At 38.1% G+C, this 12,640-nt stretch carries 11 protein-coding genes; all 11 read left to right on the top strand.

Annotation, left to right across the window (positions count from 1 at the left end; genetic code table 11):
• Positions 1 to 240 precede the first annotated feature (240 nt).
• The 11 genes from N8L90_RS03625 to N8L90_RS03575 all read left to right on the top strand — a co-directional run bounded on the left by N8L90_RS03625 (position 241) and on the right by N8L90_RS03575 (position 12,463).
• Positions 241 to 474, top strand: a complete 234-nt coding sequence (locus N8L90_RS03625) for a DUF1858 domain-containing protein (protein WP_261024194.1) — start codon at positions 241 to 243, stop codon at positions 472 to 474.
• Complete coding sequence (locus tag N8L90_RS03620; protein WP_261024193.1) at positions 474 to 1,808, top strand: DUF438 domain-containing protein; 1,335 nt, start codon at positions 474 to 476, stop codon at positions 1,806 to 1,808. Before N8L90_RS03625 ends, N8L90_RS03620 begins: the two co-directional genes overlap by 1 nt.
• A 9-nt stretch (positions 1,809 to 1,817) precedes the next feature.
• Positions 1,818 to 2,072: a DUF1912 family protein gene (locus tag N8L90_RS03615; protein ID WP_049540673.1), complete on the top strand. Its 255-nt coding sequence runs from the start codon at positions 1,818 to 1,820 to the stop codon at positions 2,070 to 2,072.
• Between the two features lie 95 nt (positions 2,073 to 2,167).
• On the top strand, positions 2,168 to 2,563 hold the full coding sequence (locus tag N8L90_RS03610) for a helix-hairpin-helix domain-containing protein (protein ID WP_000038635.1): 396 nt from the start codon (positions 2,168 to 2,170) through the stop codon (positions 2,561 to 2,563).
• Between the two features lie 283 nt (positions 2,564 to 2,846).
• A complete protein-coding gene (locus N8L90_RS03605) occupies positions 2,847 to 3,425 on the top strand; it encodes a flavin reductase family protein (RefSeq protein ID WP_000813805.1) in 579 nt (192 codons plus the stop codon).
• A complete protein-coding gene (locus N8L90_RS03600) occupies positions 3,412 to 3,972 on the top strand; it encodes a GNAT family N-acetyltransferase (protein ID WP_261024192.1) in 561 nt (186 codons plus the stop codon). The genes N8L90_RS03605 and N8L90_RS03600 overlap by 14 nt, the downstream gene beginning before the upstream one ends.
• A complete protein-coding gene (locus N8L90_RS03595) occupies positions 3,972 to 4,550 on the top strand; it encodes an AAA family ATPase (protein ID WP_000550032.1) in 579 nt (192 codons plus the stop codon). The genes N8L90_RS03600 and N8L90_RS03595 overlap by 1 nt, the downstream gene beginning before the upstream one ends.
• Positions 4,551 to 4,801: 251 nt before the next feature.
• Positions 4,802 to 6,043: a helix-hairpin-helix domain-containing protein gene (locus N8L90_RS03590; protein WP_261024191.1), complete on the top strand. Its 1,242-nt coding sequence runs from the start codon at positions 4,802 to 4,804 to the stop codon at positions 6,041 to 6,043.
• 31 nt (positions 6,044 to 6,074) lie between these two features.
• A complete protein-coding gene (locus tag N8L90_RS03585; RefSeq protein ID WP_261024190.1) occupies positions 6,075 to 7,076 on the top strand; it encodes a virulence RhuM family protein in 1,002 nt (333 codons plus the stop codon).
• A 122-nt stretch (positions 7,077 to 7,198) separates the two neighbouring features.
• A complete protein-coding gene (locus N8L90_RS03580) occupies positions 7,199 to 9,850 on the top strand; it encodes a valine--tRNA ligase (protein WP_261024189.1) in 2,652 nt (883 codons plus the stop codon).
• 72 nt (positions 9,851 to 9,922) lie between these two features.
• On the top strand, positions 9,923 to 12,463 hold the full coding sequence (locus tag N8L90_RS03575; protein ID WP_261024188.1) for an NACHT domain-containing protein: 2,541 nt from the start codon (positions 9,923 to 9,925) through the stop codon (positions 12,461 to 12,463).
• Positions 12,464 to 12,640 lie beyond the last annotated feature (177 nt).

Raw genomic sequence — 12,640 nt, 5'->3', positions numbered from 1 at the left:
TATTTTTATCAAACCGATTATTGGAATTGTGAAATTCTTTTGGATGATCATCTCTTTTGCAGTCCAATTGCTGTTTTACAAGCTATTATTTAAAATATTGGATTGGTTCTTTAAACTTATTTAGATGGTAATCCAAGTCTCAGAGAACTAGTAAGTCTTGTACTGCTAGTTTTTTAATCTCTTTCCATATGGTATAATATAAGCAGTAAAATCATTTTAGAACATACAATGGAGGTCGTCATGGACAATATCATCGATGTGTCAATTCCTGTTGCAGAAGTAGTGGACAAGCATCCAGAAGTCTTGGAAATTCTAGTGGAGTTGGGTTTTAAACCCCTTGACAATCCCTTGATGCGCAATACAGTTGGTCGTAAAGTATCACTTAAACAGGGTTCTAAGCTTGAAGGAACTCCTATGGACAAGATTGTCCGCACGCTGGAAGCAAACGGCTACGAAGTGATTGGGTTAGACTAATGGCAGATGAACGGATTCATGTCCTGCGGGATATTTTGTTAGAATTGCACAATGGTGCCTCTCCTGAGTCGGTTCAGGAGCGTTTTGATGCGACCTTTGCGGGTGTCTCAGCCATAGAGATTTCCCTCATGGAGCACGAGCTGATGAACTCAGACTCGGGCGTCACTTTTGAAGATGTCATGGAACTCTGTGATGTCCATGCCAATCTTTTTAAAAATGCTGTTAAGAATGTCGAAGTTGCAGATACCGAGCACCCAGGTCACCCAGTTCGGATTTTCAAAGAAGAAAATCTAGCCCTCCGTGCGGCCTTGATTCGCATTCGGAGATTGTTGGATACCTATGAGTCTATGGAAGATGAAGAAATGCTGGTGGAGATGCGTAAGGGCTTGGTGCGTCAGATGGGACTTGTGGGGCAATTTGACATCCACTACCAACGTAAAGAAGAACTCTTCTTTCCTATCATGGAGCGTTATGGGCACGATTCGCCTCCCAAAGTTATGTGGGGAGTGGATGACCAGATTAGGGAACTCTTTCAAACAGCTCTAATGACAGCTAAGTCACTACCAGAAGTGTCGATTAGCACTGTAAAAGAAGATTTTGAAGCCTTTGCGACAGAGTTTGAAAGTATGATTTTCAAGGAAGAGTCCATCCTTCTCATGATTCTCCTTGAGTCCTTTACTCAGGATGACTGGCTTCAGATTGCAGAGGAGAGCGACGCCTATGGCTATGCTATTATCCGTCCGTCTGAGAAATGGGTGCCAGAAAGACAGAGTTTTGTTGAGGAAAAGAGTGAAGAGGAGCCTGTACTGCTAGATACAGCAGAAGGCCAAGTTCAACAAGTTATCGATACGCCAGAAGGCCAGTTTACCATTACCTTTACCCCTAAGGAAAAGGAAGCAGTGCTGGACCGCCATAGTCAACAGGCTTTTGGGAATGGCTATCTTTCAGTCGAGCAGGCCAACCTCATCCTCAATCACCTTCCTATGGAGATTACCTTTGTCAATAAAGATGATATTTTCCAGTATTACAATGACAATGCACCATCTGATGAGATGATTTTCAAACGGACCCCGTCCCAAGTTGGGCGCAATGTCGAACTCTGCCATCCGCCTAAGTACTTGGACAAGGTCAAGACCATCATGAAGGGACTTCGTGAGGGAAGCAAAGACAAGTATGAAATGTGGTTCAAGTCAGAGTCGCGAGGCAAGTTTGTCCACATCACTTATGCTGCAGTGCACGATGAAGAGGGAGAATTCCAAGGTGTGCTAGAATACGTTCAGGATATCCAGCCCTACCGTGAGATTGATACGGACTATTTCCGTGGATTAGAATAAGGAGAAAAAATGAGTTACGAACAAGAATTTATGAAGGAATTTGAAGCTTGGGTCAATACTCAAATCATGATCAACGACATGGCGCACAAGGAAAGCCAAAAAGTCTACGAAGAAGACCAAGACGAGCGTGCTAAAGATGCTATGATTCGCTACGAAAGCCGTTTGGATGCTTATCAGTTCTTGCTTGGTAAGTTTGAAAACTTCAAATCAGGCAAGGGATTTCATGATTTGCCAGAAGGCTTATTCGGTGAGCGAAATTATTAAACGAGAAAGATTCTTGATTTTTTACTAAAATCTTGATAGAATATTTATATTAAATCCTTGTCAGAGCAGGGGTTTTTTATTGAAAGGATTTTATCATGTCAAAGAAACTCAATCGTAAAAAACAATTACGAAATAGCCTCCGTCGTGCAGGTGCCTTTTCAAGTACTGTGACTAAGGTTGTAGAAGAGACAAAAAAAGTCGTGAAACGTGCAGAACAGTCAGCAAGCCAAGCTGGTAAGGCTGTTTCTAAAAAAGTTGAACAAGCAGTAGAAGCTACCAAAGAGCAAGCTCAAAAAGTAGCCAATTCTGTAGAAGATTTTGCAGCAAACTTGGGTGGACTTCCACTTGACCGTGCCAAAACTTTCTATGATGAAGGAATCAAGTCTGCTTCAGATTTCAAAAACTGGACTGAAAAAGAACTCCTTGCTTTGAAAGGAATCGGCCCAGCCACCATCAAGAAATTGAAAGAAAATGGTATCAAGTTCAAGTAATTTTTCTTGTTCCTTGCATTTCCGAAAAAATCTTGCTACAATAGAGCCATTAGAGGTGTTTTGAATCCCGCATTTTACAGAAAGTGGCGGCGCTGAGAAGTCCACAAATGTGTCAAAACTGGTTGCTAATGGATGAAAAATTGAAATAAAAGTGTCTTTTTGTTTTAAAGACGAGAGTTGCGGGCAACTGCCCGAAATTGGGTGGTACCGCGGATAAATACATTCGTCCCTGTCATGTAGATGGCAGGGATTTTCTTTTGCGTCTTAGTAAAAGGGGGTTGTTATGAAGCAATCTTTTAAAACAAGTAAACTCTATTATGGTTTTCCTATCTTCATTTTGGGGTATCAGGATCAGAATTTTGGACACAATATTACGACCTGTAGCTCCTCTTATAGCTTGGGAGATTGGCTAGTCATTGGTGTTGGTGCTGAGGAAAATGCGGCTGAGCAGATTAAGCATTATCAACAGTTCACCGTGAATATCCCTGATGAAAATCTCATGCTCGAGATGGAGCAGGCTGGTTTTATCAGTCATAGAGAGAAATTGAAACACCTGGGGCTAGACTACGAGATTTCTGAACGGACTCAGGCACCGATTTTAGAGATTTGTCCAGTCGTGTTAGAATGTCAAGTTGATAGAATTATCGAGGAGGATGGAATCTGTCATATCTTTGCCAAGATTATCGAGCGACTGGCTAATCCTGAACTCTTGGATGAGAAAGGGCATTTTAAAAATGACCGTTTTTCACCGACTTACTTTATGGGGGACGGTCACCAGCGCGTTTATCGCTATTTAGATAACCGTGTTGACCCTATGGGGAGCTTCATCAAGAAAGTGAGGATGAAGGATGTCAAGAGCTGAATTACCAGAACGATTAGAAACCGAACGACTCGTCTTACGAGTTCGTACTGTAGCGGATGCTGAGGATATCTTTGCCTATGCTAGTCGTCCGGAAGTCTCTTACCCAGCAGGCTTTCTACCCGTCAAGACCTTGGAAGATGAGGTTTACTATCTAGAGTATATCCTTCCCGAACGCAATCAAAAGGAAAATCTCCCAGCTGGCTATGGGATTGTCGTCAAAGGAACCGATAAAGTCATTGGTTCTGTTGATTTCAACCATCGCCATGCGGATGATGTGCTAGAGCTTGGCTATACCTTGCATCCAAACTATTGGGGTCGAGGCTATGTACCAGAAGCAGCGTTTGCCTTGATTGACTTAGCCTTTAAAGATTTGGATCTTCACAAGATTGAACTGACTTGTTTTGGTTATAATGTCCAAAGTCAACGAGTCGCAGAGAAACTTGGTTTCACTCTTGAAGCTCGCATAAGAGACCGCAAAGATGCCCAAGGCAATCGTTGTGATGATTTGAGATATGGTTTGCTGAGGAGTGAGTGGGAGGTGATTTGATGCATCTTTTCATCATTGGTGCTCCGGCCTCAGGAAAAATGACGATTGGTCAAGAGTTATCTCGACTGACAGATGCTACCCTCTTTTATAACCATCAAGCCATCGATTTTGCACTGGAAATCTATCAGGACTATACAGAGGAAATGTGGGAATTTGTTCGTGGAATGACCATTTCTTTCCTTGGAGCAAGTGCAAGAAATCAGCGATCAGTAATTTTAACAGACGTAATTGATTTTTCAAATCAGTACCAGCTGATATATTTGAAGCAAATTCAGGATTTATTGGATAACTTTCATCAAGAGATTCTGTTTGTTGAGTTGGAAACAAGTCTTGAGGAGCGTTTACGTCGAAATCAAACGGAGAATCGATTAAAGTACAAACCCTTAAAACGACATATTGAGGTATCTGAAAGAGAAATTTTAGAGACCGCTGAAACACTTCAATTAAATTCCCAACATCAACCGAATGAGTTGCACCACTACCTTAAAATAAATAATACGAGTTTGACTGCAAAAGAAGTTGCTAAGCAAATTCAAAATAAAATGAACAAAATAGAGAAAGGACAAACACATATCTAAACAACTTTAAGAAGATATTCTCAAGACTCAAGAAGTTCAAAAGTCTAAAACTTTTTTGATCACGATTTCCACCACTAAACGTAACTAGAAAATTCAGCCTTAATCGCGCTTGGGGGGGACAACCTTCAAAGCAAATGAATCACAAAGAAGCTGAGATTTACCATTAAAGCCTGTATCCGAGGCTGTAAGAATATCCAATACAGCAGAGGTAGAGTTTGATCTATTGAAGAATGAGTTATAGGAGAAAATAGATGGCTAAAAAGAAAAATAGAAAAAAAGAATTAAAACGCCAGCAAAAGTTGGATATCAAAGTTATTTCTGAAGAAGAGGCTGCTTGGACAGAAATCATGGCCAAAAATCCAACTTTTGTAGAACGTCGTACTATTCAAAATTTCGATGAACTACATACAGCAGTGATGAAATATGCTGATGAACATGGAGAGTATCCAGATGTTCAGCTAATAAATTACCAACTGAAAAATAGGACTTTTGATTGGAATCAGGATCATGCTTTATTTAGAGAAGCTATGCATACTCCGAATACACAGAAGCGAAATAAACTGTTAAAGCAAGTTTTAAAAATAAATCCAGATTATTTTGCTGCTGATTTTCATTTATTCTTATCAGAAGTTGAAGATTTTGATTTGTCAACTTTTAAAAAAGTATTGGATTTTGAAATTCTAGTTTTAGAAAAATGGAAAGTGAATGGATACAATAGTTGGAATTATTTTGAAGCACGCCCTATCCTGTCTGCTCTGATGTTTCTGATTGAGTATTATATGATGGAGAAATTCAATTCTAAGGCTATAGAATTGATTGACCTATATTTGAGTAAGCGACCAGAACGGTTTCCTCCTAATTTTGTCTTCTGTATGCTTTCCTTGTATCATATCACCGGTCAGGAGCTAAAGGTTGAGCGTTTCTATCGTGAAGAATTAAATAAAGGGAAACGGGATGATACAATTCTTATTCATGCCATTATCTCTGCTTTTTCTCAAGGAAAAATTGAGGAAGCCAGTCAGCTATTTGCAAAATTAGTGGAAATCAATGATGAAGCTGTTGGATTCTTTATAGAGGAAGATTGGCAATTCAAGGTAATAGATATAGAGGATCAAGAATGCTATTGTCCAAATTCAGTTGAATCGCTACAAGCTAGTTTGTATCCTCTGCTTGACTATTTACAAGAAAATATTATTTTAACGAAATTTTTAACAAACGAAGCCAAAAAGTTCCGCCGTAAACCAGTATTTTCGAATCATTCCAGTATGATAAGAAATTTATCCGAGGTCACTGACTGGCATTCCTTTATGAATGAGGAAAAAATGAAGGGAATTCGGATGGATTTTGTTCACATCTTTGTTGAAAATGGGATTCGTACGTCTTCAGATTTCAAAAAATGGACTGAAAAAGAAGTTCTTGCTTTGAAGGGAATTGGTCCCGTAACCGTTAAAAAGCTGAAAGAAAACGGCATAGAGTTTAAGAACGAGAAGTAATTGTTTATGGAAGGGGGGAGGTGAAATTGTCTTGAATGAAATTTCTAATTTCATCCTGTATACTACACCCAATGGCCATGTTCAGCTAGATATCCTTTTACAGGATGAAAATCTTTGGTTGACTCAAAAAGGTCTTGCAGAACTCTTTGGAGTTGAACGAAGTGTCATTACAAAGCACTTGAAAAACATTTATGATAGTGGTGAGTTGGATAAGATGTCAACTTGTGCAAAATTTGCACAGGTTCAACAAGAGGGCAATAGAACTGTCAGGCGTGAACTTGAATATTACAATCTGGATGCTATCATTTCAGTAGGCTATCGTGTAAATTCCAGCAAGGCTACTCAATTTAGAATTTGGGCAACCAAGACCTTGAAAGAATTTATCATCAAAGGTTTTGTTTTAGATGATGAACGTTTGAAACAAGGACAGACAGTTTTCGGAAAAGATTATTTTCGTGAACTTTTAGAACGAATTCGCTCTATTCGTTCTAGCGAGCGCCGAATCTATCAACAAATTACGGATATCTTTGCTGAATGTGCCATAGATTATGATCGAAACTCAGATATTACTAAAAATTTCTATGCTATGGTGCAAAATAAATTTCATTATGCAATTACTGGAAGTACTGCTGCAGAAATTATCTATCAACAAGCCGATGCTAGTAAAGAAAAAATGGGATTAACTTCTTGGAAGAATGCACCTGATGGACGAGTGCTTAAATCCGATGTAACGGTAGCCAAAAATTATTTGCAAGAAAAAGAAATTCGACAACTAGAGCGAACTGTTACAGCCTATTTTGATTATATTGAGGGTTTGGTTGAGCGCCGTAATACTTTTACAATGCGAGGATTGGCAGATAGTATTGATCGTTTTCTATCTTTTAATGAGTACGAAATTTTAGAAGGAAAAGGAAGTATTTCCAAGAAACAAGCAGACTCAAAAGCCATCCAGGAGTATGAAAAATTTAACCGAACTCAAAAAATTCTATCGGACTTTGATAAACATATTCTGAAGATAATGAGAGAAAGTTAATGTAAAATTTTCACCGTTTCTTTGCTTATAGAAGATAATGAGAAAAACAAGATGAGTTGAATCAAAGCCTATCTTCTACATACTAATTTTATTTAAAGATATTAACTAGAAAGGACACACACATGTCTAAAGAACTTTCACCTAAATACAATCCAGCCGAGGTTGAGGCTGGTCGTTACCAAAAATGGCTTGATGCCGATGTTTTTAAGCCTTCAGGCGATCAAAAGGCTAAGCCATATTCTATCGTGATTCCACCACCAAACGTAACTGGGAAACTCCACCTTGGTCACGCTTGGGATACTACTTTGCAGGATATTATAATCCGTCAAAAACGCATGCAAGGTTTTGATACGCTTTGGCTTCCAGGTATGGACCACGCGGGGATTGCCACTCAGGCTAAGGTTGAGGAGCGCTTGCGTGGAGAGGGCATTACACGTTATGACCTAGGTCGTGAAAAATTCCTCGACAAGGTCTGGGAATGGAAAGACGAATATGCCACTACTATCAAGGAACAATGGGGCAAGATGGGGCTCTCTGTAGACTACTCTCGTGAGCGTTTCACTCTTGATGAAGGTTTGTCAAAAGCTGTTCGTAAGGTCTTTGTGGACCTTTACAAGAAAGGTTGGATCTACCGTGGTGAATTTATTATCAACTGGGACCCAGCAGCTCGTACAGCTCTTTCTGATATCGAAGTTATCCACAAGGACGTCGAAGGTGCCTTCTACCATATGAACTACATGCTGGAAGACGGTTCACGCGCCCTTGAAGTGGCAACAACTCGTCCTGAGACTATGTTTGGGGACGTTGCCGTTGCGGTCAATCCAGAAGATCCACGCTACAAAGACTTGATTGGAAAAAACGTCATCCTTCCAATCGCTAATAAATTGATTCCAATCGTTGGGGACGAGCATGCAGATCCTGAGTTTGGTACTGGTGTCGTAAAAATCACACCTGCCCATGATCCAAATGACTTCTTGGTTGGTCAACGCCATAACTTGCCACAAGTTAACGTCATGAACGATGACGGAACTATGAATGACTTGGCCTTTGAATTTGCAGGCATGGATCGTTTTGAAGCTCGTAAGGCAGTCGTTGCTAAGTTGGAAGAAATCGGCACTCTCGTTAAAATTGAAAAACGTGTCCACAGTGTTGGTCACTCAGAGCGTACAGGTGTCGTGGTTGAGCCACGCTTGTCTACGCAATGGTTCGTCAAGATGGACCAATTGGCTAAAAATGCTATTGCCAACCAAGACACAGAAGACAAGGTAGAATTCTACCCACCCCGTTTCAACGATACCTTCCTTCAATGGATGGAAAATGTTCACGACTGGGTTATCTCTCGTCAGCTCTGGTGGGGTCACCAAATCCCTGCTTGGTATAATGCTGAGGGCGAAATGTACGTTGGCGAAGAAGCTCCAGAAGGTGACGGATGGACACAAGATGAAGACGTCTTGGATACTTGGTTCAGTTCTGCCCTTTGGCCATTCTCAACCATGGGCTGGCCTGATGTCGACTCAGCAGACTTCAAACGTTACTTCCCAACTTCAACCTTGGTAACAGGTTACGACATCATCTTCTTCTGGGTGTCTCGTATGATCTTCCAATCTTTGGAATTCACTGGCCGTCAGCCATTCCAAAACGTTCTGATCCACGGTCTCATCCGTGACGAGCAAGGACGCAAGATGTCTAAATCTCTCGGTAACGGGATTGACCCGATGGATGTCATTGAGAAATATGGTGCCGATGCCCTTCGTTGGTTCCTTTCAAACGGTTCTGCGCCAGGCCAAGACGTGCGCTTTTCTTACGAGAAAATGGATGCTTCATGGAACTTCATTAACAAGATTTGGAACATCTCTCGCTACATCCTCATGAACAATGAAGGCTTGACCCTTGAGCAAGCGACTGCCAATGTGGAAAAAGTTGTCAACAAGGAAGCTGGAAATGTCACAGACCGCTGGATTCTCCACAACCTCAATGAAACCATTGGAAAAGCAACTGCCAACTTTGACAAGTTTGAGTTTGGTGTCGCTGGACACATCCTCTACAACTTCATCTGGGATGAGTTTGCGGACTGGTACGTTGAGTTGACCAAGGAAGTCCTTTACAGCGATAACGAAGAAGAGAAAGTTATCACACGTTCTGTTCTCCTTTACACCTTGGACAAGATCCTTCGTCTCCTTCACCCAATCATGCCATTCGTGACAGAAGAAATCTTTGGACAAATATCAGAAGGTTCTATCGTTACAGCAGAATACCCAACTGTCAACCCAGCCTTTGAAGACCTTGCGGCTCATACTGGTGTGGAAAGTCTCAAAGACTTAATCCGTGCTGTTCGTAATGCGCGTGCGGAAGTAAACGTAGCACCAAGCAAGCCGATTACCATCCTTGTTAAGACAAGCGATAGTGACTTGGAAGCCTTCTTTAACAGCAATGTCAACTACATCAAACGCTTCACAAATCCAGAACACCTGGAAATCGCATCAACTATTCCTGCACCTGAACTCGCTATGTCAAGCGTCATCACAGGAGCAGAAATCTACTTGCCTCTCGCAGACCTCCTCAATGTCGAAGAAGAACTGGCTCGTCTCGACAAGGAACTGGCTAAATGGCAAAAAGAACTGGATATGGTCGGCAAGAAACTCTCTAACGAACGCTTCGTAGCCAACGCCAAACCAGAAGTCGTCCAAAAAGAACGCGACAAACAAGCCGACTACCAAGCCAAATACGACGCGACCGTCGCACGTATTGATGAGATGAAGAAGTTGGTGAAATAAACACAGAAACACGGTGATGAGCCGTGTTTTTTGGTATAATGAATTAAAGAAATTTATCTAAAGGATAATGAAATGAGTAAAATTTTTATTGCACATGCCTGGTCAGATGATGAAAATTATAGTCAGAGACAATTAGACTTTATACGTAAACTTGAACTCGAACTAGAAGAAAAAAATTTAGAAGTTATTTATGATGGTAATATTGTTAACAAAAATACTTTAAATCAATTCATGATTGAAAATATTAGAAATTGCGATGTTATTTTATCTATTTGTGATAAGGCCTATTTAGAAAAATCTGAAAAAAAAGATTCGGGTGTGAGTTTCGAATTAAAAGAAATAACAGAACATAATTTCTTAGATAAAGTAATACCTATTAAAATCTCAGAAGATAATTTGCCTTACATTTTTGGTACATTACCTTACGAATCTTTCTGTAAAGAATTTGAGGAAATGTCGTTTGACTCATCCGATCAATTAAATTCTCTTTTTATAAGATTATCTGAAAAGCTCTCAAAAGAAGAGCTCTGCCCTCAAGATAAATTAAAAGAAGAAGTTCATTCGCAACTTGATTCGATTGGTTTAATTTCTAATGTTCTTAATTCCACATTAAAACTTTCAGATTTGTATACTTATCCAGAACTAAGAATAGATAGAAAAGAAAATATAAGTTATCTTTCAGCAGAAAAGTTATTGAATAGTAAATATTATTTAGATAAAGTTTTTATAGTAGGCGATAGACAAAGTGGAAAAACATCTTTTGCAAAAAAATTATTTTTAGATATATATAGTGACGGTTTTCAACCTATCTATTTAGAAAGTAAAGAGATTAATTCTCAAAATATAGAAAAGGCAGTTCGCAACAAATATATTTCAACATATAAAACTAACCATAAAAATAAAGCAGAAAATATAGTTGTTATAATTGATGATTTTCATAAACTTTCGACAAAATTACAAAATATTGTTAAAAAAATTGACAAGTACGCAGGGTTAATTTTGTTTGTTGATGATATTTATGATATTAGTTCGAATGATTTTACAGTAACAAGATTCACAATACAACCTTTTAAACCTTCTTTAAGAAATGAACTTATAACGAAATTTATAGAATCAAAATCACTCTATAGAGATTTAAACACAAATGATAAATTAAAGAAAATTGATGAGAATACGAATCTTGTTGATATCAGTTTGGGTTTAGATAGAGGATATAAGAATGGTATTATCCCCGCATTTCCTCTGTATATTTTAATTATCCTAGGTTCTTCAACTGATGTTAACAACAGATTCGATACTCCTATATCTTCACACGGTCATTGTTATAATTTACTAATTCAGTTAGCTTTTCAAAATTGTGGAGTAAGTAATGATCGGATTGTGTCTTATTTAAACTTTTTGTCTTATTTTTCTATGTATCTTTTTAAAAAAGAAGTCTTAGAAGTATCAAATAAGGATTTCAATTTATTTTTAGAAGATTATCAAAATGATTATAAAATCTTTGACCTAGAAGAGTATCTAAGTTTATTAATGAAAACTGGATTGTTGAGAAAAAGCAACTCTTCTAACTACAGTTTTTGCTATGAGTATCTATATTATTACTTTTTAGGGCAATATCTATCTGATAACTTTAATGAACATCTTGATGACATACAAGACATTATTTTGAATCTGGATTTAGAACAGAATGGCCACATAAGTATTTTTCTAGCGCATCATTGTAAAGATCAACGATTAATAGAAATGTTAAACTATAGTTTAGAGAATTCATTTAGTGATTATACAGAAGCAACACTTGATTCTGTAGAGTTGGGTGATTTTGATAAACAAGTTAATGACTTATCTAATAATATTGATTACAGGATAGAGAACTTCGAGGAAAAACGAAAATCCGAATTGAATCATCGAGACAGATTAGAGGAAAATGCATACTCAGAAAGAGATAACACAGAGATAATTGAAGAAAAACAAGCTCATAGACAAAATCAAGTTAGAAATGCAATTCAAACCGTAGAAGTAATTGGAGTAATTCTTAAGAACAGATACGGGTCAATAAAAAACAAAGATTTTAATAAAATATTAAAAAATACAGTTGATGCTAATTTAAGACTTCTTACCTCTTTTATTCAGATTGTCTCCGATAAAGATTTTATACTTTTTCTAGAGAACTTTATTTCAAAAGAAGTTGATACAGAAAACCTAAATGAGGATAAACTAAGAAAAGATATCCATGACATACTTGTGAGCATGAATTTTGCTACTATATATTCACTAGTTATGAAAACTGTTTCATCAATTGGTTCAGAACCTATTTCTCATTATTTTTCAGAAATGATGGAAAATAGCAATATTAATCCTAGCTATATATTAATAAAAAGGGGATTAGAACTACAATATGAAAAACAATTCTCGGAAAAATCTATCTTAAATGATAGAAACAATAAAAATATGTCACACGTAGCTCGTACCATATTGAATTTAATGGTTGTTAATCATGTATCACGGCATTCCTTTAGCTATCAAGAAAAAGCTAGAATAGAAGAAAAATTTGGGTTTAAACCTAATTCACTCCTTAAACAAGAACAACACATAAAATCAATAGAAAACAGATAGTATTTAACAAGTTAAAAATTTTTGACCCCACCTAACGACACCATCGGCTGGGTAGCAAAGAAATAAAAAGTCCGTTTTAGACTAATTTCCACTTCGGTTAGGCAAGTGGAAGTTACTTTGAGAAGTTAGCAATAAAAAGTCCTATTACTTTCTTCCCCTTAACCTTTGACTATTCTG

This window comes from Streptococcus mitis, from assembly GCF_946190115.1.
Lineage (GTDB): Bacteria > Bacillota > Bacilli > Lactobacillales > Streptococcaceae > Streptococcus > Streptococcus mitis_CO.
This window is presented reverse-complemented; position numbering and strand designations above follow the sequence as displayed.